This window comes from Enterobacter cloacae complex sp. I1M, from assembly GCF_014982425.1.
GTDB lineage: Bacteria > Pseudomonadota > Gammaproteobacteria > Enterobacterales > Enterobacteriaceae > Enterobacter > Enterobacter intestinihominis.
The window spans coordinates 19,258-41,870 of record NZ_JADCLG010000001.1; the positions used below are offsets into that span (position 1 = coordinate 19,258).

18 protein-coding genes are annotated in these 22,613 nt (G+C 56.8%); 10 read left to right on the plus strand and 8 right to left on the minus strand.

Annotated features, from left to right (window positions below; genetic code table 11):
- The first annotated feature begins 50 nt into the window (after positions 1–50).
- The 4 genes from INF86_RS00095 to INF86_RS00110 all read left to right on the plus strand — a co-directional run bounded on the left by INF86_RS00095 (position 51) and on the right by INF86_RS00110 (position 4,926).
- Positions 51–632, plus strand: a complete 582-nt coding sequence (locus INF86_RS00095; RefSeq protein ID WP_032621994.1) for a fimbrial protein — start codon at positions 51–53, stop codon at positions 630–632.
- 30 nt (positions 633–662) lie between these two features.
- The gene (locus INF86_RS00100; protein WP_193543119.1) at positions 663–1,337 is read left to right on the plus strand and encodes a molecular chaperone; all 675 of its coding nucleotides are present in this window, start codon (positions 663–665) and stop codon (positions 1,335–1,337) included.
- A 70-nt stretch (positions 1,338–1,407) separates the two neighbouring features.
- Positions 1,408–3,822, plus strand: a complete 2,415-nt coding sequence (locus INF86_RS00105; RefSeq protein ID WP_227414705.1) for a fimbria/pilus outer membrane usher protein — start codon at positions 1,408–1,410, stop codon at positions 3,820–3,822.
- A 9-nt stretch (positions 3,823–3,831) separates the two neighbouring features.
- Positions 3,832–4,926, plus strand: coding sequence for a fimbrial protein (locus INF86_RS00110; RefSeq protein ID WP_022649765.1), 1,095 nt, complete (start codon positions 3,832–3,834; stop codon positions 4,924–4,926).
- Positions 4,927–4,957: 31 nt separating this feature from the next.
- Here the strand turns inward: INF86_RS00110 and INF86_RS00115 are convergent, their stop codons facing one another.
- From INF86_RS00115 to INF86_RS00130, 4 genes are all read right to left on the minus strand, one after another.
- The gene (locus INF86_RS00115) at positions 4,958–5,320 is read right to left on the minus strand and encodes a YibL family ribosome-associated protein (protein ID WP_022649764.1); all 363 of its coding nucleotides are present in this window, start codon (positions 5,318–5,320) and stop codon (positions 4,958–4,960) included.
- 58 nt (positions 5,321–5,378) lie between these two features.
- Entirely contained in the window at positions 5,379–5,969 is a 591-nt protein-coding gene (gene mtlR / locus INF86_RS00120) for a mannitol operon repressor MtlR (protein ID WP_023298873.1), read from the minus strand.
- On the minus strand, positions 5,966–7,129 hold the full coding sequence (gene mtlD / locus INF86_RS00125; protein ID WP_041907503.1) for a mannitol-1-phosphate 5-dehydrogenase: 1,164 nt from the start codon (positions 7,127–7,129) through the stop codon (positions 5,966–5,968). The genes mtlR and mtlD overlap by 4 nt, the downstream gene beginning before the upstream one ends.
- An 86-nt stretch (positions 7,130–7,215) precedes the next feature.
- Positions 7,216–9,123, minus strand: a complete 1,908-nt coding sequence (locus tag INF86_RS00130; protein WP_022649761.1) for a PTS mannitol transporter subunit IICBA — start codon at positions 9,121–9,123, stop codon at positions 7,216–7,218.
- A gap of 436 nt (positions 9,124–9,559) precedes the next feature.
- On the opposite strand from INF86_RS00130, the gene INF86_RS00135 reads away from it, so the two are divergent.
- From INF86_RS00135 to selB, 3 genes are all read left to right on the plus strand, one after another.
- Complete coding sequence (locus INF86_RS00135; protein ID WP_048966144.1) at positions 9,560–10,168, plus strand: glutathione S-transferase; 609 nt, start codon at positions 9,560–9,562, stop codon at positions 10,166–10,168.
- A 103-nt stretch (positions 10,169–10,271) separates the two neighbouring features.
- Positions 10,272–11,657 (plus strand): L-seryl-tRNA(Sec) selenium transferase, encoded by a 1,386-nt coding sequence (gene selA, locus INF86_RS00140; protein WP_045308992.1) that lies wholly within the window; start codon positions 10,272–10,274, stop codon positions 11,655–11,657.
- Positions 11,654–13,492 (plus strand): selenocysteine-specific translation elongation factor, encoded by a 1,839-nt coding sequence (gene selB / locus INF86_RS00145; RefSeq protein WP_193543121.1) that lies wholly within the window; start codon positions 11,654–11,656, stop codon positions 13,490–13,492. Before selA ends, selB begins: the two co-directional genes overlap by 4 nt.
- A gap of 3 nt (positions 13,493–13,495) precedes the next feature.
- Here selB and INF86_RS00150 read toward each other — a convergent pair whose 3' ends face one another.
- A complete protein-coding gene (locus tag INF86_RS00150; protein WP_023298868.1) occupies positions 13,496–14,380 on the minus strand; it encodes an ROK family protein in 885 nt (294 codons plus the stop codon).
- Between the two features lie 166 nt (positions 14,381–14,546).
- On the opposite strand from INF86_RS00150, the gene aldB reads away from it, so the two are divergent.
- Positions 14,547–16,085 carry an aldehyde dehydrogenase AldB gene (aldB, locus tag INF86_RS00155; protein ID WP_193543122.1) on the plus strand — a complete coding sequence of 513 codons (1,539 nt, stop codon included), beginning with the start codon at positions 14,547–14,549 and terminating at the stop codon, positions 16,083–16,085.
- A gap of 117 nt (positions 16,086–16,202) precedes the next feature.
- Here aldB and INF86_RS00160 read toward each other — a convergent pair whose 3' ends face one another.
- Both INF86_RS00160 and INF86_RS00165 read right to left on the minus strand, forming a co-directional pair.
- Positions 16,203–18,152: a glycoside hydrolase family 127 protein gene (locus INF86_RS00160; protein ID WP_023298866.1), complete on the minus strand. Its 1,950-nt coding sequence runs from the start codon at positions 18,150–18,152 to the stop codon at positions 16,203–16,205.
- A gap of 10 nt (positions 18,153–18,162) precedes the next feature.
- Positions 18,163–19,563 carry an MFS transporter gene (locus tag INF86_RS00165; protein WP_193543123.1) on the minus strand — a complete coding sequence of 467 codons (1,401 nt, stop codon included), beginning with the start codon at positions 19,561–19,563 and terminating at the stop codon, positions 18,163–18,165.
- Between the two features lie 225 nt (positions 19,564–19,788).
- Between INF86_RS00165 and INF86_RS00170 the strand changes: the two genes are divergently transcribed.
- Positions 19,789–20,607 (plus strand): helix-turn-helix domain-containing protein, encoded by an 819-nt coding sequence (locus INF86_RS00170; protein WP_063850278.1) that lies wholly within the window; start codon positions 19,789–19,791, stop codon positions 20,605–20,607.
- Between the two features lie 93 nt (positions 20,608–20,700).
- Positions 20,701–21,156 carry a 4Fe-4S dicluster domain-containing protein gene (locus INF86_RS00175; RefSeq protein WP_193543124.1) on the plus strand — a complete coding sequence of 152 codons (456 nt, stop codon included), beginning with the start codon at positions 20,701–20,703 and terminating at the stop codon, positions 21,154–21,156.
- A 7-nt stretch (positions 21,157–21,163) separates the two neighbouring features.
- On the opposite strand, the gene avtA is transcribed toward INF86_RS00175, so the two are convergent.
- Positions 21,164–22,417 carry a valine--pyruvate transaminase gene (gene avtA / locus INF86_RS00180; RefSeq protein WP_022649751.1) on the minus strand — a complete coding sequence of 418 codons (1,254 nt, stop codon included), beginning with the start codon at positions 22,415–22,417 and terminating at the stop codon, positions 21,164–21,166.
- Between the last annotated feature and the right edge of the window lie 196 nt (positions 22,418–22,613).

The following is a 22,613-nucleotide window of genomic DNA, read 5'->3' on the forward strand; positions in this document are numbered from 1 at the left end:
GGTACAACAAGTCTATATCTGTTTAATTTACGGAGGGGTAAGTGTTCCAAATGAAAATCAAAAATGTGGCGCTGGCGATTGCCGCGGCGGGGCTGCTGTTATCTTCTCAATCAGTACTGGCAAGCAGTGATTCTGGCGTTAATGCTTCTCTGGATACCGGTGCGGGTTCGCAAAGTACGGGCGGGGTGATCAATTTTACCGGGAAGATTACCCTTATTTCCTGTGATATTACTCCGGCCTCTAAAAACAAAACGGTAGACCTTGGGGCGTGGGCAAAAAGCTACTTTGACGATCACAACGAAACGACGCCGCGCGAGTTCAAAATCAACGTGGAAAACTGCCCGGAGACGGTTGAATCGGTTGCGGTACTGTTTGACGGAACCAAAGATACGGTGAATGACACACTGCTTCAGGTTACGCCAGGTGAAGGTATGGCGACGGGTGTCGGCGTGAAGCTTTATAACAGCGATCGCAGCACGGCGATTAAACCGGGTACGGTATCTGAAACAACCGCACCGGATGATCAAGGCAATGCTGAATTAACTTTCTATGCCGCACTTGACAAAGATGGCACGGAAATCAACGCCGGCGATGTTAACGCCGTATCCAACTTCCTGATGGTTTATAACTGATTTCACTGTCAGCCACCTCCAGAGATAATAATGATGAAACGTTTATCGTATATTATGCTCACTGCATTAATGGTTAGTTCTGCGTCAGTTTCCGCTGGCGTTGTAATGGGGGGAACACGGATCGTATACCCGCAAAACAGCAAGGAGGTGGCATTTTCTGTTTCTAATATGGAAAGTGCGGTTCCCTATCTTATTCAGTCGTGGGTTGAAGGCGATGGGCCGGATAAAAATAACGCTGCGCCATTTATTGTCACACCACCTCTGTTCAGACTTGATCCGGAGCAGACCAACACGCTGCGTATTCAATATACCGGTGCTCCGCTGCCCACAGATCGTGAATCTGTATTCTGGCTCGATATTAAAGCGATAGCGCCAAAGCCAAAAGAGAGCAGCAACGAATTACAGGTAAACGTCAAATCGAAATTTAAAATATTCTACCGCCCGGACAACCTGAAAGGGGACGCCGCCACGGCCTGGCAGAAAATAACGTTTTCGCGAACGGGAAAAGGGCTTAAGGCCGCTAACCCGACGCCATACTACGTCTCTTTTTATCGTCTGACCGTTGGCGGGCATAAAATTGAGCAGCCGGGCATGATCGGTCCAGGGGAAACCCGGGAATGGCCTGTGTCCGCCTCCGGGGGCGTAAACTGGTCGGCTATTAATGATTTTGGTGCCATCACCGCCACCCACACCCAGCCTCTTTAAGACCATGCCTTTTCGCCTGTTTTGTTACGCGCCGCTTTCGGTGTTGCTGCTTAGCTTCAGCTGCACGGGGATGGCCGAGGATTACTTTGATCCCGCCGCGCTGGAGCTTTCCTCTACTGAACAGAAAACGGCGGATCTGCACTATTTCTCTGAAAAGGGCGGGCAGATGCCAGGCACCTGGCTCGTGACGCTGGAGATTAACGGACGCGAGGAGCGGCATCAGGAGATCACCTTCGTCAATGAGAAAGGCAGCCTGCAACCCGTTTTTAGCGTATCGCTGCTGGAAGCGCTTGGCGTAAATGTAGGGGCCATTCCTGCATTCTCCCGGTTGCAGGAGGGAGAAACGTTCACGCACCTCGAGGATTTTATTCCGGCAGCGCGAACCTCTTATGATTTCAACCAGCAGCGTCTCTTTCTCAGCCTGCCGCAGGCGGCAATGAAACACCGCAGCCGTGGCTACGTGCCGCAGTCGCAGTGGGACGATGGTATCCCGGCGGCATTTACTGATTACAGTCTGTCGGGCGGTCAGGCCCGTCATCAGAGCGGGGTCACGACATCCAGCTATCTGAGCCTGCGTAACGGCATCAATCTGGGGGCGTGGCGGCTGCGTAACACCTCGGCCTGGAGCTACAGCGACGCGGGCGGCAACCATTTTCAGTCGCAAAGTAGCTGGCTGACCCGGGATATTCGCCGTCTTAACAGCCAGCTACGGATCGGTGATGCCTGGACCGCAGGCGACGTCTTCGATAGCGTGGCGTTTCGCGGGGTACAGCTCTCATCAAGCGAAAGCATGTTGCCCGACAGCCAGCGCGGCTTCGCACCAACCATCCGCGGCGTCGCACACAGCTTCGCTAAAGTCTCCGTTTCGCAAAATGGCTATGTGATCTATGAAACCTGGGTGGCCGCCGGGCCATTTATCATTAACGATCTGTTCCCGGGCGCACAAAGTGGCGATCTACAGGTTACGGTCACGGAAAGTGACGGCTCAACGCGCGTCTTTACCCAGCCCTACTCTGCGGTGCCGTTTATGCGACGCCAGGGCAGCCTGAAATACAGTCTCAATGCAGGACGATTTCACTCCGGCTCCGGTGATGCGCGTTCGCCCGAATTTGTTGAAGGCGCTTTCTTCTACGGTCTGCTCTCCAGGATGACGGTGTATGGCGGCTTTCGTACGGCGAGCAACTATCAGGCCGGTGCAATTGGCGTAGGCAGAGGGTTTGGCGCATTTGGCTCGCTGGGTATTGACGATACGCTGGCAAAAAGCCGTTTACCCGACGGCAAAAGCGCGATGGGGCAGGCGTGGCGCATTCAGTACCAGAAAGATTTCAGCGCTACCGGCACCGCCTTCAACCTGGCGAGCTATCGCTATGCCTCGCGCAATTACTACGAATTTAGTGAACTGAATCAGTCTGACAGCCAACAGCTGCAACTCAATAATCGCCGTAGCCGCTCGCAGGTCACTTTTTCACAGACGCTGGGTCAGTTCGGCAGCCTCAGCGTCTCGGCATGGATGCAGGATTACTGGCATACGTCCGGGCAGGATAAAACCATCCACATTGGCTGGTACACCAGCTGGCGGGGTATTTCCTGGGGCGCGGGGTATGACTACACCGACTCAGCGCTTGAGCAGCATCCCGATCGCACCGTGTCGTTTAACGTCAATGTTCCGCTTGGCAACTGGCTGCCGGGCAGTTCGGTCAGTTACTACGCCAACCACAACAATCGTGGGATGACAACGCAGCAGGTGTCACTCAACGGCAGCGCGCTGGCGAACCGCAACCTGAATTACAGCGTTCAGCAGAGTAAGACCAGTGAGGGAGAGGCCGACAGCACCAGCCTGGCGCTGCAATACAACGGTGGCTACGGCAACGTCAGCCTCGGTTATGACCACAGCCGAAACGGTAGCAACGCGAGTCTTGGACTCGCCGGAGGCGTTATCGCCACGCAGTATGGCGTCACGCTTAGCCAGCCGCTGGGCGATACCGTCGCCCTGCTGCGCGTGCCCGGCGCGGCGAACGTTGAGCCGGAGGGCTACAACGGGATCCATACCGACAGCCGCGGCTATGCGGTCATGCCAACGCTCTCGGCGTATCGCAAAAATACCGTCAGCCTTGATACGGCGACGCTGGGTGAGAACGTCGACATTGAGCAAAGCGGTCTGACGCTCATTCCCACCAGCGGCGCGGTGGTGCTGGCCAATTACACAACCCACATTGGTTATCGCGTTCTGTTTTCCCTGCGCTACCACGGCGAACCGTTGCCGTTTGGCGCGCAGGCTGAAGTGGTGGAGCAGAACCGCCATTCTGCAAACCGAAGCATGGTCGCTGACGGCGGTCAGGCCTACCTGAGCGGAGTACCCGAGCGCGGCACCCTGCGCGTCACCTGGTATGAAAACGGGGAGCAGCAGCAATGCCAGACACCTTTCAGACTGGGGAAAGCTCATATGGCCCCCGGCATCGCTACGCTGTCTCTTGAGTGCCACTAGAGGAATATCATGCGTCACTTTATTCACTGGTTTTTCTATCTGAGCCTTCTTTCGCTTTTTGGCATGCTGAGTTTTCATGCGCACGCTCAGGCCTCGCCCTGCCGCACCACGCGCGATCAGTGGGTTGTCCAGGTACCCTACGCCATTGGATATGCTCCCGGCACCGCGGATTGGACGCCGGTTTCCGCGCCGATACAGTCTACCGGGCAAGACTTCTACAACTGTGATGGCGGTAGTGACCCCTGGCGTAGTATCGGATTTGTCGAGCTGGATAACCCCGTCGGCACCGTGGTGGGGGAAGACGGTGCGTCGCGGCACGTCTACAAAACCCAGATTGACGGCATCGGCTACGCGCTCGGGTTCCGCGAGCAGCAGTACTGTGGTGCGGATGCCGTACAGTATATTGACGGCACCAGCCCGGTAGACGGCAACGAGTCCCGGCGTATCTGCGATGCCTCACAGAATCCTGCCTTTGCCAGCGCCCCAACGTATAAATTGCAGTTCTGGGTGGTGTTTTACAAAATCCCGACGACCAGCCCCATGCCTGACGATAACGCCAACTCCCAGGAGCAAAATGTCGGATCGCTGATATTGCAGGCGGGAGAAAATCAAGCCAGCGCCACCAACGTGGCGACACCAGTACAGATCCATCTCGCCAGCTTCACCGTCAGGCGTACCAGCTGCTCAGTGGGCTCTCGCAGCATTCTTGTTCCCATGGGGAGCGTGAGCCAGCGTGAATTTCACGGCATCGGCTCCCGTGCCGGAGGCGGACGCTTCAGCATTCCGGTGACCTGTGAAAATAACACGGCGGTTAAGATGGGTTTCTTTGGCGATACCACGCCGGGCAACGATCGGGCGCTGGCGTTGACGAAGCAGGAGGATAGCGCCAGCGGTGTCGGGATCGAACTGCTTTACGGTGACAATACCGGTTCGGTTCAGGGGCAGGTGGTATCGTGGAACACCCCGCAGGTGTCAGCGCTTGGCCAGGTGGGGGATAACCAGACGCAGACCTTCTGGTTTGATGCGCATTACATTCAGACGGAAGAGAACGTAACGGCGGGAAAAGCGGATGCGATGGCCACGTTTAACCTGATTTACAACTGAGTTTCCCCTGCGCAGCGGCAGGGGAGAGCGATCAGAACGCGGTCTTACTAAAACCCGTCATCTCTTTCAGGCCCATTTCGCGGCCAAGCTCAGTCATCGGGTGCACCACCACCAGGCCACGGACGCTTTTCTTCAGCTTGCCCATGTCGGCCTGCTCTTTTTTGGTGATCGCGCGGCGATGCGGCATGTTCATCAGCTTCTGCGCCTCTTTACTCAGCTTCTGGCCTTTCACATCGCGCAGGCGCTCAATTTCCGCCTCAAGCTTCACGGACTCTTTTTCCAGCTCGGCATATTTCTCGGCGGAATCAACAAGGGAGAGGCCAGCCATCTGATGGCGGATCAGATCCAGACGGTCGCTCAGGCGTTTAATTTCGTTCTTTTCGACTTCTTTCATGACAAATAACTCTGAAAACGGGGAATTTACAGGGAAGGATACACCAATGTGTGCGGGCTTACTTCTGAAACGCTTTTTTTAAGCTGATTTTAGAAATCAGCTCAGTCAGGGAAAGCACCATGGTGGAGCGGACAACTTGTTGATAACGCAGCTTTTGCATCATGTACAGCTCAGGGTCGCTGTCATCAAACTGAGGTGCGGGAGGGAGCGCGGCTACGCAGTGCAGTTCGCCGAAGGGCCCCAGGATCTCATCATCGGTGAAGGTGTACTCATTGCCGTCATGATTGAGCTCTTCGCGCAGCGCCATTAACAGCTCGGCGTCTTCATACTCCTGACGGTTGAGCACGCCAAGACCGTAGATCAGCTTCAGCCGTACCGATAAATCGCCCAGCGGTCCGTCTCCGTCCAGTAACGGTTCTACAGCATACTTTACCGCGTAGTCGTCTTTGCGAAACACCTGAAGCACCAGAATGTTCACCGCCTCGGTTAACAGCTCGACGGCGGCGATCAGGAAACTTCGTACGGTTTTGCCAGCATTCAGACGCTCAAGCACACGATTTTCAAAGGCCTGGGTTTGTTCCATTATTGCCTGCATATCTGACAATCTGTTATTCGGGCGCAGGCTAACCTGCGCCGGACTCTGCATCATTTGGTTGCGTTGTATGCGCTGACCGCCTCCGCAACCACGTCACTGTTGGCATCCAGACCGGAAATCTGCGCCAGCGCAGCCTGTGCGCCTTTGTCATCAATCAGTTGAGCCAGCTCAATCGCCTGCGGGTCCTGCTCGCTGCGGTAGTGCATCGCGGCAGCTATCCCTTTCACCAGGTTAGCGTGCGGCAGACCGTATTCCAGCGTGCCCAGCAGCGGTTTAATCAGGCGGTCGCCCGCGCTCAGTTTACGCAGCGGCTGACGACCCACGCGCTCAACGTCATCTTTCAGATACGGGTTTTCAAAACGACCGAGGATTTTCTGGATGTATGCTGCGTGTTTATCAGCATCAAAACCGTAGCGTTTGATCAGCACCGCGCCGCTCTCTTCCATTGCCCCTTTGACCACCGCACGGATGTTCTCATCGAGGATCGCGTCACGAATCGTCTGATGACCGGCCAATTTCCCGAGGTACGCGGTTATAGCATGCCCGGTGTTCAGCGTGAAGAGTTTACGTTCGACAAATGCCATCAGATTATCGGTTAATTCCATTCCCGGAATGGTCGGCAGCGCGCCTTTAAACTGAGTTTTATCAACGATCCACTCGCTGAAGGTTTCCACCGTCACTTCCAGCGGGTCGTTGGTGGCGGATTCTGATGGCGGAACGATGCGGTCAACGGCGGAATCCACAAAACCAACGTGCGCTTCAACCCAGGCTTTATCTTCCTCAGCCACAGCGGCCAGAACGTGGCCTTTCAGCTGCGTGGTGCCGCGCACCATGTTTTCACAGGCGATGATGTTCAGCGGCGTTTCAACGCCTTGTGCTTTACGCTTCGCCAGGCCTTTCGCGACCGCCGGGGCGATACGCTCAAGCACCACCGGACCCACGGCTGTGGTGACCAGATCAACGCTCGCGATGAGGTCAATCACGTCGTCGCCAATGCTGCTTACCGCGTTGACGCCAGAGACCGTTTCAACCTGTTCGTTTTCACCCACCACGTGAACCTGATAGCTATGACGGGCATTCAGGGCATCCAGAACCACCTGATTCACATCGGCGAATGTCAGGGTAATGCCTGCGTCTGCCAGCAGTTTACCGATAAAGCCACGTCCGATATTACCTGCGCCAAAATGTAATGCTTTCATAGTGTTAACCTTCATCAATGTTTTTACCCGAGAGGGCTGGGGTGAGGAACGTTTTCCCCTCACCCTAGCCCTCTCCCCGGGGGGAGAGGGAAGAGGCGCTGTTACTTGTTAAGCAGAGCCAGAACTTCTTCAACGCTGGTGGTGTTGGCCAGACGCTCAATAACCGTTTCGTCATCCAGCGCGTTGGTCAGGCTGGTAATCACCTGGATATGCTCGTTGTTGCGAGCGGCGATACCAATCACCAGACGGGCGATGTCGTCCTCTTCTTCACCGAAGCGCACGCCATCAGGATACTGACAGAACACCACGCCGGTTTTCAGCACGCGGTCTTTCGCTTCAACCGTACCGTGCGGAACCGCGATGGATTCACCCAGGTAGGTTGGGGTCAGCTTTTCACGCTCCAGCATCGCCTCAACATATTCCGGCTGAACGTAGCCGCCTTTCACCAGCTGCTCACCGGCGAAGCGAATGGCCTCTTCTTTATTGGTCGCCGTGCGGCCAAGGAAGATGTTTTCTGCGCCCAGTTTGAACAGATGCGCGTTGCTCTCGTCGAAGCTGTCTTGCAGGCTGGTGCGCACTTTCACTTCGTTATCTTCATGGCGCTGGGCCGCAACCAGACGTTCGGTCAGGCTGGTGTACAGGCCGCTGTCGAGGAAGTTGGTCAGGGAAATGTGCTGCGCCTGCGGCACCTGACGCATGGCGCGCTCGGTCAGATCGCGGTGCGTGATCACCAGGTCAACGTCCGGCGGCAGGTTGTTAATCGCGCTGTTGGTCACGGAGATGTTGGTCAGACCCGCATCCTGCACTTTCTTACGCAGCACGCCCGCACCCATTGCGCTGGAACCCATACCGGCATCACAGGCCACGATAATTTTACGTACGTGGCTCAGGTCGTTAGAGACATCACCCGCCGCCAGCGGCGTTGCGCCTTTGGATTCGGCTTTCATGTCATGCATACGACGGGTTGCCGCTTCGATATCGTCGTCTTCTTTCACCTTGCTGGTTTTCAGCAGGATAGCGGAGACCACGAAGGAGACGGCCATGGCCGCACAGATCGCCGCGATGTTCGCGAAGTAGGCGCCTTTCGGGGTCATCGCCAGCACCGCCAGAATAGAGCCTGGAGAAGCAGGAGACACCAGACCACCGCCCAGTACGCTCAGGGTGAACACGCCGGTCATACCGCCAAGGATAACGGCCAGGATCAGACGTGGGTTCATCAGCACATACGGGAAGTAAATTTCGTGAATACCGCCCAGGAAGTGAATGATCGCCGCGCCGCCAGCAGACTGTTTCGCGCTGCCGCGACCAAAGAACATGTATGCCAGCAGAACGCCCATACCCGGACCCGGGTTCGCTTCAATCAGGAAGAAGATGGACTTGCCGAGATCGTGTGACTGCTGGATACCCAGCGGTGAGAAGATACCGTGGTTGATGGCGTTGTTCAGGAACAGGATTTTCGCCGGTTCAACGAAGATAGACGCCAGCGGCAGCATGTCGTGCGCCACCATGAAGTTAACGCCCGCCGCCAGCAGCTTGGAGAGCACTTCAACCGCAGGGCCAATGCCGAGGAACGCCAGAATCGCGAGGATCATCCCGATGATGCCCGCGGAGAAGTTGTTCACCAGCATTTCGAAGCCGGATTTGATCTTGCCATCAACCCAGACGTCAAATTTCTTGATCGCCCAGCCGCCCAGAGGACCGGCAATCATCGCACCGAGGAACATCGGCATATCCGCACCGACAATCACCCCCATGGTTGTGATGGCACCCACGACACCACCACGGTCACCGCCCACCAGACGACCACCGGTATAACCGATGAGCAGCGGCAGCAGGTACGTAATCATTGGGCCAACAAGTTTCGCCAGCGTTTCGTTAGGCAACCACCCTGTCGGAATAAATAATGCGGTGATAATACCCCACGCGATAAACGCGCCGATATTTGGCATCACCATGTTGCTGAGGAAACGACCAAAGCTTTGCACTTTGATCTTGAAATCGGATGACATAAAACACCCCTTCTTATGTTTACGCTTAGGCTTGTGGCCCGAGGTTTATCGTTAATGTGCGGCGGCAGAGGTAGCCGGGCCCTGTTCTGATGCTGTGAAATCTGGCACTGAATCGTTCAACTGTCCAGACAGCGGAATTTTGTGTGATCTGAATCACATGAATGTAGGGGGTGAGGATATTAATGAAGTGATCGCGATCACATAATGGGTGTGTAAAAAAAATACATTGCTCATAATTACGCCAAAATGAGGGCTATTTTGTGATTAATATCACAATGTTAAGTTGGCTGTTTGTTTCCAGATTGTGATTTGATTCACAAAATATTTTTATGCAGATTTCTCCCGTATCCCCTCACGGCAGGAATGCGATACGTACACCTGCCTTTTTTCACGGCTTGATCCATACTGACCTCTTTATGGGCATTAAGGATAAGCAATGAAACTCATCGGCAGTTATACCAGTCCTTTCGTGCGTAAGATTTCGATTCTCCTGCTGGAGAAAGGGATTGAATTTGAATTCGTAAATGAACAACCGTACCACGCAGAGAACGGCGTTGCGCAGTACAACCCGCTGGGGAAAGTCCCGGCGCTGGTAACGGACGAGGGCGACTACTGGTTTGATTCCCCGATCATTGCGGAGTACATCGAGCTGCTTGGCGTTGCGCCAGCCATGCTGCCGGCGGATCCAAAAGCGGCGCTGGCGATGAAGCAAATTGAAGCCCTGGCGGATGGCATTATGGATGCGGCATTAACGTCCGTACGCGAGCAGGCAAGGCCCGCCGCCCAGCAGTCAGAAAATGAGCTGCTGCGCCAGCGCGAAAAAATCAGCCGCAGCCTGGATATGTGCGAACAGCTGATCCGCGAGGGGAAAATTCAGAGCGATAGCCTGAATCTGGCGACGATCGCCATCGCCTGCGCCATTGGCTACCTTAATTTCCGCCGCGTCTCGCCGGGCTGGTGCGTGGATCGTCCGCTGCTGGTCAAACTGGCGGAGACGCTCTTCCAGCGCGAAAGTTTCGCCCGGACTGAACCACCAAAGGCTTGATGCGGGTTATAACACTTCCTGGCGGGAGGCGGTACAATCCCCCCACATGTTAACTCCCTCTCCCGTCGGGAGGGGGGAAGATATTTACTCGCCAGGCGCATTCATGACTACTCATCATTCCCTCTACAGCCAGATCCCCGCTACCGATCGTCTGCTTCGTGATCCGCGCATCACTGCGGTGCTGGAGCAGTTTGGCCATACTGCAACGGTCGACATGCTACGCCAGCTTCAGGACGATGCGCGTCGCCATATTCAGGCTGAAAACGCGCTACCCGGCTGGTGCGAGGCATGGGCGCAGGAAGTTGAACGCAGGCTGAGCAAGCACGCGCAAAGCGCGTTGCGCCCGGTTATTAACCTGACGGGCACGGTTCTGCACACCAATCTGGGCCGGGCACAGCAGGCAGAAGAAGCGATAGAGGCCGTCACCCGGGCCATGCGCTCGCCGGTGACGCTGGAGTACGATCTGGACGGCGCCGGGCGCGGGCATCGCGATCGCGCGCTGGCGGATCTTCTCTGCCAGATCACCGGCGCGGAAGATGCCTGCATTGTGAATAACAACGCGGCGGCGGTGCTGTTAATGCTGGCGGCCACCGCGAGCGGAAAAGAGGTTGTCGTCTCTCGCGGCGAGCTGGTGGAGATCGGCGGGGCGTTTCGTATTCCGGATGTCATGCGCCAGGCGGGCTGCACGCTGCATGAAGTGGGCACAACCAACCGTACCCATGCAAAAGATTATCGCGCGGCGGTGAATGAAAACACCGCCCTGCTGATGAAAGTGCATACCAGCAATTACCACATTGAGGGGTTCACCAAAACGGTGGAAGAGGCCGAACTGGCCGCCATCGGGCGCGAGCTAAACGTGCCGGTGATTGCCGATCTCGGCAGCGGGTCGCTGGTGGATATGCGCCAGTACGGTCTGCCGAAAGAGCCAATGGTGCAGGAAATGGTTGCTGCGGGCGTAAGCCTGGTCAGTTTCTCCGGCGATAAACTGCTGGGCGGGCCGCAGGCGGGGATTATCGTCGGCAAGCGCGAGCTGATTGCGCAGCTACAGCAGCACCCACTGAAGCGTGCCCTGCGTGCCGATAAAATGACGCTGGCCGCGCTGGAAGCCACGCTGCGGCTCTATCTCCACCCGGAGAAACTGGCTGACCGCCTGCCCACGTTGCGTTTGCTGAGCCGTGATGAAGCCTCTGTTCGCGCGCGGGCGGAAGCGCTACTGCCGCAGGTTGCTCCTCATTACCCTGAGTTTGAAGTTCGTATCGAGCCTTGCCTGTCGCAAATTGGCAGCGGCTCGCTGCCCGTGGACAGGTTACCGAGCGAAGCGCTGACGTTCACCCCGCGCGACGGACGCGGAAGCCAGCTTGAGGCGCTGTCGACGCGCTGGCGCGCATTACCGACGCCAGTGATTGGCCGGATCGGTGATGGTCGTATGTGGCTGGATTTACGCTGCCTGGAAGATGAAGGGCGGTTTCTGGAGATGATGTTGAAATGATTATTGCCACCGCCGGTCACGTTGACCACGGCAAAACCACGTTATTGCAGGCCATTACGGGCGTGAATGCCGATCGCCTGCCGGAAGAGAAAAAGCGCGGCATGACTATTGACCTGGGTTACGCCTACTGGCCACAGCCCGACGGTCGCGTGCTGGGCTTTATCGACGTGCCCGGCCACGAGAAGTTTCTTTCCAATATGCTCGCGGGCGTGGGCGGGATCGATCACGCTCTGCTGGTTGTCGCGTGCGATGACGGGGTGATGGCGCAAACGCGCGAGCATCTGGCGATCCTGCAACTGACGGGAAACCCGCAGTTGACCGTCGCCCTTACCAAAGCGGACCGTGTGGATGAGGCGCGTATCAACGAGGTGCGTGAAGAGGTACTGGCGGCGCTGAGTGAATACGGTTTAAAGGATGCCGCTCTGTTTGTCACCGTGGCGACAGAAGGCCGCGGTATCGACGCTCTTCGCGACCATTTGCAGCAGATCCCGTCTCGTGAGCATGCCAGCCATCACCGCTTCCGTCTGGCGATCGACAGGGCGTTTACCGTGAAAGGGGCTGGGCTGGTGGTGACCGGTACCGCGCTGAGCGGCGAAGTTAACGTGGGCGATACCCTGTGGCTGACGGGCGTGAACAAACCCATGCGCGTGCGCGGGCTTCACGCGCAAAACCAGCCGGTGGAACAGGCCCACGCCGGGCAGCGTATCGCGCTGAATATTGCTGGTGATGCCGAAAAAGACCAGCTTAACCGCGGCGACTGGCTGCTGGCCGACGCGCCGCCGGAGCCTTCTGAACGGATTATCGTTTCTCTACAGACCCACACGCCGCTGACCCAGTGGCAGCCGCTGCATATCCATCACGCGGCCAGCCACATCACCGGACGCGTGTCGCTGCTGGAAAACGATCTCGCCGAACTGGTGTTCGACTCCCCGCTCTGGCTGGCGGATAACGACCGCCTGGTTCTGCGCGACATCTCCGCGCGCGAAACCCTGGCGGGCGCCCGCGTGGTGATGCTGAATCCGCCCCGTCGCGGCAAGCGTAAGCCCGAGTATTTAGCGTGGCTGGCCTCGCTGGCCCAGGCCCGTGACGACAAGTCTGCGTTAGATATCCACCTTGAGCGTGGTGCGGTGGATCTGGCTGCGTTCGCCTGGGCGCGCCAGCTCAGCGGTGAAGGATTGCGTCTTCTGACGCAGGAGCCGGGTTTTATTCAGGCTGGCAACAGCCTGCTGAACGCGCCGGTGGCGGCGCGCTGGCAGCGTAAAGTGTTGAGCACGCTGGCGACCTATCATGAACAGCATCAGGATGAGCCCGGTCCGGGCCGTGAACGTCTGCGGCGTATGGCGTTGCCCATGGAAGACGACGCGCTGGTGCTGTTGCTGATTGAAAACATGCGTGAAAGCGGCGTGATTGCAAGTCATCACGGCTGGCTACACCTGCCGGAACATAAGGCCGGTTTTACCGCTGAGCAGGACGCGGTCTGGCAAAAAGTGGCGGCGCTGTTTGGCGATGAACCCTGGTGGGTGCGCGATCTGGCGCGTGAAACCAATACCGATGAGCAGCTGATGCGTCAGGTACTGCGGCATGCGGCGCAGCAGGGCATGATTGTGGCGATCGTGAAAGATCGTTATTACCGCAACGATCGGATCGTTGCGTTTGCGAACCTGATCCGGGAGCTGGATCAGGCGCGCGGATCAACCTGCGCCGCAGACTTCCGCGATCGGCTGAACGTAGGACGCAAACTGGCGATTCAGATCCTGGAGTATTTCAACCGCATCGGGTTTACGCGTCGTCGTGGCAATGACCATGTGCTACGCGACGCGCAGTTATTTCCGTAAGCGTTAAGCGCTGCGCGCCTGCTTCTGCTTAGCCAGCCAGACCGCGCCCAGCCTTCCCGCCTGGTTACCCAGCTCGCAGGGAAGGATGGGCACCCGGAGCGCTTCCCACTCCTCGAATCGCTGTAAATATTTATCCAGCAGGAGATAGATTTTCTCCTGCTCACTAATGCCGCCGCCAATCAGCACCGCCTGCGGATCAAACATAGAGATCACGCTGTAAATACCGCGCGACAGACAATGCGCCCACGCTTCAATGGCTTCGCGCAGATGCACGTCGCTGTCCATGCGTTTAAACAGCTCCTCACCATCAGGCATCTCATCTTCCGACACGGCCAGCGCGCGGCGGCAGGCTTTCATCAGGCCACTGGCGGACGCCACTTCATGCATCGGCTCGCCCTCATTGCCTACGGGCAGCACGCCAAACTCACCCGCCCGGTAGTGCGACCCGCGGTAGAGATCGCCCTCCATGACGATACCGCCGCCGATGCCGGTGCCGATGGTGATGCAGACGAAATGCTCATAGTCCTTGCCCGCGCCCTGCCAGCGCTCGCCCAGCGCCGCGCAATTGGCATCGTTTTCGATTGTCACGGGGAGATCGGTCAGCTGTGCGAACAGTTCGCACAGGTTTTCGCCGTCAAGATAGTCCAGCGCTCCGGCTTTGGCCGCTTCGCCGGTATGGTGATTGATATGTCCTGGAAAACTCACGCCAATACTGGCGATCTCGTGCTCCTGGCAGTACTTATCCACTACCGCTTTCCACTTCTCTTTGAAGGTGCTTTCATCGTCCGGCGTATCATATTCATCGGATGTCAGTTCTTCGCCGTTTTCATTAATTACGCCGTGTTTGATGTGGGTTCCACCCACGTCAAAGCCGATAAATAGCTGCATTGCATCATTCCTCATGAGCCCTTGAGCTATTAAGTATGGCTGCGGCGGCAGAAACGAAACGTAAAGTACGGTAATCCGTGATGCGGCTCGTAAACCCGCTACCCGCTGGCGAGAAAATCACCAGCCGGAACTACCCTTGTTGTACAACAACAGCAAGGAGACGGTCATGACAAACAATCCTCCCTCATCGCGTATCCAGCCTGGCGAGTATGGTTTTCCCCTTAAGCTGAAGCCCAGCTATGACAACTTTATCGGCGGCGACTGGGTGGCGCCCGTCGACGGTGAATACTATTCCAACCTGACGCCCGTTACCGGTCAGCCGCTGTGTGAAATTGCCAGTTCGGGCAAGCGGGATATCGATTTAGCGCTGGATGCGGCGCATAAGGCGAAAGATAAGTGGGGGCAAACGTCCGTTCAGGACAGAGCGGCCATTTTGTTCAAAATCGCCGATCGGATGGAGCAGAAGCTGGAACTGCTGGCGACCGCAGAAACGTGGGACAACGGCAAGCCGATCCGCGAAACCATGGCGGCGGACGTGCCGCTGGCGATCGACCATTTCCGCTATTTTGCGTCCTGCATCCGTGCCCAGGAGGGGGGAATAAGTGAAGTTGACAAAGATACCGTGGCGTATCACTTCCACGAGCCGCTCGGCGTGGTGGGGCAAATTATTCCGTGGAACTTCCCGCTGCTGATGGCGAGCTGGAAAATGGCGCCCGCGCTGGCGGCGGGTAACTGCGTTGTGCTGAAACCTGCACGCTTAACGCCGCTTTCGGTACTGCTGCTGATGGAGGTGATTGGCGACCTGTTGCCGCCGGGGGTCATTAACGTGGTCAACGGGGCCGGGGGAGAGATCGGCGAATATCTGGCTACTTCAAAGCGTATCGCCAAAGTGGCGTTTACCGGCTCAACAGAAGTGGGTCAGCAGATTATGCAGTACGCGACCCAGAACATCATTCCGGTCACCCTGGAGTTGGGCGGGAAATCGCCGAACATCTTCTTTGCCGACGTGATGGATGAAGAGGACGCCTTCTTCGACAAAGCGCTGGAAGGGTTTGCGCTGTTTGCGTTTAACCAGGGCGAAGTCTGCACCTGTCCGAGCCGCGCGCTGGTGCAGGAATCCATTTATGAGCGCTTTATGGAGCGGGCGATCCGGCGCGTGGAGTCGATTCGCAGCGGTAATCCGCTGGATAACGTTACCCAGATGGGGGCGCAGGTATCGCATGGCCAGCTGGAAACCATCCTCAACTATATTGATATCGGTAAAAAAGAGGGGGCCGATGTGTTGACCGGCGGTCGTCGTAAGGTGCTGGGAGGCGATTTGCAGGAGGGCTACTACCTTGAGCCGACTATCCTGTTCGGTAAGAACAACATGCGCGTTTTCCAGGAGGAAATTTTTGGACCGGTGCTGGCCGTCACCACGTTTAAAACCATGGACGAGGCGCTGGAGCTCGCCAACGACACGCAGTATGGCCTGGGGGCGGGGGTCTGGAGCCGTAACGGTAACCTTGCCTATAAAATGGGCCGCGGCATTCAGGCCGGACGCGTATGGACAAACTGCTATCACGCCTATCCGGCTCATGCGGCGTTTGGCGGCTACAAACAGTCGGGCATCGGGCGCGAAACCCATAAAATGATGCTGGAGCACTACCAGCAAACGAAATGTCTGTTAGTCAGCTACTCCGATAAACCGCTGGGGCTGTTTTAATCTCCCGGGCGGCCTGAGCCGGGTTAAAGCCGGGTGGCGGCTTCGCCTTACCCGGCCTACTTTTTACTCCCTCTCCCGTGGGAGAGGGCTGGGGTAAGGGCAACAGGCCGCAGTTATTCAGCCTTCATCCACCCATATCCGCATTTCCCCTTCTCCCCGGTTTGCCCAGCTGAACCACGGAATAAAGGTCAGCGTCTGGGGCTGACGTTCTACCGGCGAGTGGTCGTACTGCCACAGGGCATCAGTGTCCTTCGCCTGACACCCGATCCCTTCCGCCTGTATCAGCATCTTGTGCGCGAAAATGCCTTTGCCTTCAAATACCCGAAACGCGCTGTCTTGCGGCAAAGAAAGGTTATGCAGATTTGCGCCGTTATCGGCTTCTTCCAGGCAGTAAACCAGCGGCCCACGCTGCAATGCGACTTTCCCCGCCTGCTGGCGCACCTGCGGGTTGCCGTACACGCGGCGGACCGGCATCGGTAACGTCAGCGTCAGCGTGTCGCCTTCCTGCCAGTTGCGGTTTAGGTATAAGTATCCACGGGAGACCTCGCCTGTAATGGCTTGACCATTGAGCGAAACAGCCGGTTCCGCACACCAGTCCGGCAGCCTCAGGGCCAGCGTGTGAGTTACCGGAACTGGTGAGGTTATCTCGATTTTCACCTGCTCATGCCACGGATAGTTTCCGCTAATCCGCAGCTGGAGGGTGTTTTCCCCCACCGGAATGGCGACGTCGTTCCCCACGTACAGGTTGATCAACAGCGCGTCCGGGCGAACGGTATAAATATAGTGCCCCAGCGAGGTCAGCACGCGCGCAATATTCGGCGGGCAACAGGCGCAGCCGAACCAGCGCTGGCGCACCGGTTTCACGTGGTCATAGATATGGTTAAAGGCCAGTGTTTTCGGGTGCACTTCCAGCGGATTTACATAAAAGAAATGCTTACCGTCCAGCGCCATGCCACCCAGCACCGTGTTGTATAGTGCGCGCTCCATCACGTCGGCGTAGTGGCCGTCCGCCTCCATCTCCAGCATCCGGCGGGCAAACATCATCAGGCCGATGGAGGCGCAGCTTTCGGCATAGACCGTATCGTTGGGCAGATCGTAATCGCTGCTGAATGCCTCGCCGCTGCTTTGCGAGCCAATCCCGCCGGTGATGTACAGCTGGCGCTGTGCCATGTTGTTCCACAGCCGCAGGCAATCCTGACGTTTCCCTTCGTCGTTGCTCAGGCGCGCCAGATGCGCCATGCCCGCCATCAGATAGACAAAACGCACGGCGTGGCCGATGGCCGTTTGTTGTTCGGCAAGGGGCTGATGCGCCTGGCTGTAGGCTTTGTCCTTGACCATCCACGCCGGGCCATAGGTGTTCCAGTATGACGTTCTGCCGCGCTTCTCATATTCGATATCGTAGAAGTGAGGCTGCGTGCCGCGTTCCTCAATAAAGTATTTCACCAGATTGAGATAGCGTGGCTCCTGCGTGACGTCGTACAGCCGCATCAGCGCCAGCTCGATTTCCGGGTGGCCCGGATAGCCGTGCAGCTGGTTTTCGCCCGGGCCAAACACGCTGTCGATATGATCCGCCAGCCTGCACACCACGTCCAGCAGGCGGCGCTTTCCGGTTCCCTGGAAATACGCCACGCCCGCTTCAATCATATGTCCGGCGCAGTACAGTTCGTGGCATTCGGCCAGATTGGTCCAGCGCTCGGCCGGTGCTTTCACCGTGAAATAGGTATTGAGATAGCCATCTTCACACTGCGCCGCTGCGACCAGCTCGATCACCTCGTCGGCGGTTTTTTCCAGTTCGGCATCCGGCTTCTGGCACAGCGACCACGCTACGGCTTCGAGCCATTTCGCCACGTCGCTGTCCTGAAAGACCATCCCGTAAAACGCCCCCTGTTCCAGACCGGCCGCGATACGGAAGTTGGCGATGGCGTGGCTGGGTTCAGCCTCCGCCACGCGATCGTTAAGCGCATCCCACTGGTAGGGGATTACCACATCGCGGACCAGCCGTTGGTACTGACCAAGAAACGGGTCGTTGATTTTCAGCTGATGCAGGTCGGCTTCCATTATGGTCATATCGTTCTCCTCAGGACTGTACATGACGCTGGCGCAAATCGGTTGCAATGCGCGACATCACGGGATTGTTAAGCCTGCACCAGCGGATAGCGACCGCCAGCAGCAGGTGGAAAAGGGCAGGGAGTAGCGTCTCCATGGCGGTGATGCCCTGCAATGAGGCGGGTGTCTGGTTGCCCGCGCCTGGCTGATAGGCCACGGCAATAAACACCAGGCTGATGATCCCGGCGCTGGATGCCCACGCGAGCTTGATGAAAAATAGATTGAAGGCGAAATTCATCCCCGAGGAGCGCACGCCGGTTTTCCATTCGCCGTAGTCATCGGCAAAGGCCATTAGCGAGAAGTGAAGCGGCAGGGTGAAGCCCAGGATCACGCCGTTACTTAAAATCACGATAAGCCAGAGCGTCTGGTGCGCCGGGCCACCTGGCAGGAACCACATTCCCATAGCAAGCGCAGCGAGCACCAGGTTGGTGTAGTAGTAGAGTTTGACGGTATCAATCCGCCGCGACAGCGGGTTGACGATCACCGCGCCCAGAATGGCGGCAAAGGTCACCATGGTGAAAAACAGCGAGGTGTACGCCGTGCTGCCCTGAAGCACGTAGGTGATGAAGTACATGTACCCGCCGCCGCGAATGTTGAAGACGTTGATCAGCAGAAACGACATCACCAGCATCAGCAGCAGCTGATCGTTTTTACGCAGGCCCGCCAGGTGCTCGCGCAGGGTGAATTTCCCCATCAGCGCAAGCGGGACGCGCTCGCGCACCCAGAAGAAGCAGCACAAGAACATCACCACAGCGATGGCGCACAGCACGCCGACGCCCAGCTGATAACCCCGGGCGGTATTGCCCTGTCCCAGCTCTGACACCAGCCACGGCAGGCCAACGGAGACCAGAAAGCCCGCCACGCCGCACAGTACGAAGCGCCAGGACTGGCAGGATATTACCTCGTTGTGGCGGGTGGTCATGGTGTTGATCAGCGCGCAATACGGCACGTTGATGGCGGTATAGCCTACGGACAACAGCAAATAGGTGCCGAACGCCCAGGCGATTTTCACGCCCATGCTGGCGTCCGGGACGGTGAAGGTCAGCACGCCGACGATCCCGATGGGAAGCGCGACCCACAGCTGCCACGGACGAAAACGCCCCCAGCGGCTCTGCGTGCGGTCGGCAATCACGCCCATCACAGGATCGGAAATCGCGTCAAATACCCGAAGGACAATAAACAGCGTGCCCACCAGCGCGGGCGTCAGGCCAAATACATCGGTATAAAAAAAGGTCAGGAAGTTCATGATCAGGCAGGTAATTACCGTGCCGCCCGCGTCGCCCAGGCCGTAGCCAATTTTCTCGCGGACTGACAGTCGGTCATCGGCTGCCTGTTTTGCAACTTCTGCGTCTGTAATCGGTGTGGAAGTCATGGGGTAACTCCTCGATAAACGATTTATTATCGTATTTGTGCAAGGTACCCCATTTATTCTGCATTCAACGGGCAGACCAACAAGGGAAGGGAAAAGTATAAAAAGGTGACGATTCCGACCTGATGGTAAAACTGTGAGTTTGATCGAGCTGTTCTGCTGATATTTATTAATAATCAAACAATAAACGCAATATTAGCCACCATAAAAGCGGGAAATTGAATATCCATGCTTGAATTATCCATAGCACTTCCGATTAAGGTTCAAAATGGCGGGTTATTTATCTCCCGGGGCGTGGGTCGTCATCCCGCACGAAAATTATCTTCGTGGGAGATAATCTTTCTCGAAAAAGGGACATTAACGATCCAGGAGGAAAATACGCTGTTTGAGGTAAACGCCGGCGAGAGTTTATTACTTTGGCCGAAGCGGCGGCATGTCGGCGTGGAAGATTTTCCGGGCGATCTCAAATTTTACTGGCTGCATTTTGAGGTGGATGAAGGCTTGCCTGCGTTGCCAGGTGCGACGCCACTGTCGATTGAGCAACACTGTAGCGTGCGGGATCCGCAATATGTTATTGCGTTATTCCGTCAGTTTTTAAGCGAGCAGGAAAAATTACAGCGTAGCCAGGCGCTGGAGATAATTTTGCTGTTAATTTTGCAGCAGATATCGCTCTCGCCGGGATATGAAGATAAAGCGGATGATGCGGGCGCAGCAATGGCGTGGAAGGCCAAACAGCTTATCCGCACTCACTTTCATTTGCCCATATCCACTTCACAGCTGGCGAAAGAGCTGCACTGCAACGCAGATTACCTGGGGCGAGTATTTCGCCGGACGTTTCATTTAACCCTGACGGAGGCAATACACCGCCAGCGCGTCAGGGCCGCTGAAAAATTGTTGCTGAACGATGCGGCCTCATTAACTGAAGTGGCCACCCGGTGCGGTTTTAATGACGTGGGTTATTTCCGGCAGATATTCTCGAAACATACCGGGTTAACGCCCGCCGTCTGGAAACGGCGGTACTGTAAAGAGCATATTAATTCCGGATGAGCGCATCCTCTTTGACCCATCACACCTTCGCTGCCTCGGACGTTATGTATGATGTGCTCAGAACCGGGTTTTAATGCACGCGAGGCATAACTGATGAACCGATTTATTCTGACGGATCCTGAAAAATGTATCGGGTGCCGCACCTGTGAGGTGGCGTGCATGATGTCGCATCAAAGCAGCGCCACGCCAGAAGCGTTTACGTCACGTATCCGCGTGGTTAAGGGGGGAACCTTCACCACGGCCGTGGGCTGCCACCAGTGTGAAGATGCGCCCTGCGCGAATGTCTGCCCGACGGGGGCCATTCACCGTGCTGCGGGAGCCTGGCTCGTTGAGCAGGCTCGCTGTATCGGCTGCAAAAGCTGTATGGTGGCGTGCCCGTTCGGGGCAATGCAGGTTCGGGTTGTGGGAGATCGCGTTCAGGCGCTGAAATGTGATTTGTGCATGCATCGCGAGGGCGGTCCCGCCTGCGTCGAAGCCTGTCCCACCCACGCGCTGCGCTGCATAGAACCCGCAAGACTACGCGCGGAACGGCTGCGTAATCTGGCCTGAGGTTTTATTAACCGGCCTCGCGCCAGGCGTTCTCAATCTCTTCGGCGAGAATTTTCACACCCGCTTCGATTTTTTCCGGGTCCGGGACGTAGTTCATGCGCATGCACTGGTGCGTATGCGGCCACGGCTTATCCAGACCCGGGAAGAAGTAATCCCCCGGGACCATCAGCACGCCACGCTTTTTCAGACGCTGATAAAGCAGCTCTGTCGTAATGGGCAGATCCTTAAACCACAGCCACAGGAAAATTGCCCCTTCCGGTTTATGGATCAGGCAGCGTTCCTCCGGTAAGTAGCGGCGAAGGATGGCGATAGTTTCCTGAACGCGCTGAGAGTAAAACGGCTTGATCACCTCATTTGACAGGCGCAGCAGGTCGTTACGCCTGATCATCTCGCACATCATCGCCGGGCCGATGCCGCCAGGGGAAAGGCTGATAATGCCGTTCATGTTGGTAATGGCGGTGATGATTTTCTCGTTAGCAATGATAATGCCGCAGCGGCTGCCCGGCAGGCCCAGCTTGGAGAGGCTCATGCAGAGGATGATGTTCGGGTTCCACAGCGGACGCGCTTCGCTGAAGATGATCCCCGGGAACGGTACGCCATAGGCGTTATCGATCACCAGCGGGATGCCGTGCTGATTCGCCAGCGCATCCAGCTTCATCAGCTCGTCGTCGGTGATCACGTTCCCCGTCGGGTTGGTGGGACGAGATACGCAGATCATGCCCGTCTCTTCACCGATATGCAGATGTTCAAAATCGACGTGATATTTGAACTGGCCCTCTGGCAACAACTCGATATTCGGACGTGCGGAAACAAACAGGTCTTCTTCGAGGCCGGCATCGGCATAGCCGATATACTCCGGTGCCAGCGGGAACAGCACTTTTTTCGTGGTGCCGTCGGCGCGGCGTCCGGCGAACAGATTGAATAAGTAGAAAAACGCGCTCTGACTGCCGTTTGTCAGTGCAATGTTCTGTGGTTCGATATCCCAACCCAGCGCTTCCCGTAGCATTGTCGCCAGAAGCGTCAGTAGTTCTGTTTTACCCTGAGGGCCGTCGTAATTACATAGCGCATCGGTTGCTTTACCGTTTTCCAGCATGTCTGCCAGCAGCGTCTGGAAGTAGGTGTTCATCTCCGGAATTTGAGCCGGGTTTCCACCGCCAAGCATGATAGCGCCTGGGGTGCGCAGCCCGTCGTTGAGGTCCTCCATCAGGCGGGTAATGCCTGAATGGCGGGTAAATTTGTCGCCGAATTGTGAAAACGTCATAGCAGGTGATCTGTCGGGCTTAATATGAAAGGCAGTAACCATAACGCCAGCACCGTGTTGGTGCAAATCGGCGGATGTGGTCGGATTTGTTGTTTTGTATGGTGGAGAGGGATTATTGCAGTGAATCGTTCTGATGAATGTCTCCTCACCCCGACCCTCTCCCCAAAGGGGCGAGGGTGAAAGACCGCACCGTGCA

Coding starts and splice junctions, on each gene's coding strand:
- INF86_RS00095 (WP_032621994.1), top strand. CDS start 51: ATGAAAATCAAAAATGTGGCGCTGGCGATTGCCGCGGCGGGGCTGCTG.
- INF86_RS00100 (WP_193543119.1), top strand. CDS start 663: ATGATGAAACGTTTATCGTATATTATGCTCACTGCATTAATGGTTAGT.
- INF86_RS00105 (WP_227414705.1), top strand. CDS start 1,408: ATGGCCGAGGATTACTTTGATCCCGCCGCGCTGGAGCTTTCCTCTACT.
- INF86_RS00110 (WP_022649765.1), top strand. CDS start 3,832: ATGCGTCACTTTATTCACTGGTTTTTCTATCTGAGCCTTCTTTCGCTT.
- INF86_RS00115 (WP_022649764.1), bottom strand. CDS start 5,320: ATGAAAGAAGTCGAAAAGAACGAAATTAAACGCCTGAGCGACCGTCTG.
- mtlR (WP_023298873.1), bottom strand. CDS start 5,969: ATGATGCAGAGTCCGGCGCAGGTTAGCCTGCGCCCGAATAACAGATTG.
- mtlD (WP_041907503.1), bottom strand. CDS start 7,129: ATGAAGGTTAACACTATGAAAGCATTACATTTTGGCGCAGGTAATATC.
- INF86_RS00130 (WP_022649761.1), bottom strand. CDS start 9,123: ATGTCATCCGATTTCAAGATCAAAGTGCAAAGCTTTGGTCGTTTCCTC.
- INF86_RS00135 (WP_048966144.1), top strand. CDS start 9,560: ATGAAACTCATCGGCAGTTATACCAGTCCTTTCGTGCGTAAGATTTCG.
- selA (WP_045308992.1), top strand. CDS start 10,272: ATGACTACTCATCATTCCCTCTACAGCCAGATCCCCGCTACCGATCGT.
- selB (WP_193543121.1), top strand. CDS start 11,654: ATGATTATTGCCACCGCCGGTCACGTTGACCACGGCAAAACCACGTTA.
- INF86_RS00150 (WP_023298868.1), bottom strand. CDS start 14,380: ATGCAGCTATTTATCGGCTTTGACGTGGGTGGAACCCACATCAAACAC.
- aldB (WP_193543122.1), top strand. CDS start 14,547: ATGACAAACAATCCTCCCTCATCGCGTATCCAGCCTGGCGAGTATGGT.
- INF86_RS00160 (WP_023298866.1), bottom strand. CDS start 18,152: ATGACCATAATGGAAGCCGACCTGCATCAGCTGAAAATCAACGACCCG.
- INF86_RS00165 (WP_193543123.1), bottom strand. CDS start 19,563: ATGACTTCCACACCGATTACAGACGCAGAAGTTGCAAAACAGGCAGCC.
- INF86_RS00170 (WP_063850278.1), top strand. CDS start 19,789: ATGCTTGAATTATCCATAGCACTTCCGATTAAGGTTCAAAATGGCGGG.
- INF86_RS00175 (WP_193543124.1), top strand. CDS start 20,701: ATGAACCGATTTATTCTGACGGATCCTGAAAAATGTATCGGGTGCCGC.
- avtA (WP_022649751.1), bottom strand. CDS start 22,417: ATGACGTTTTCACAATTCGGCGACAAATTTACCCGCCATTCAGGCATT.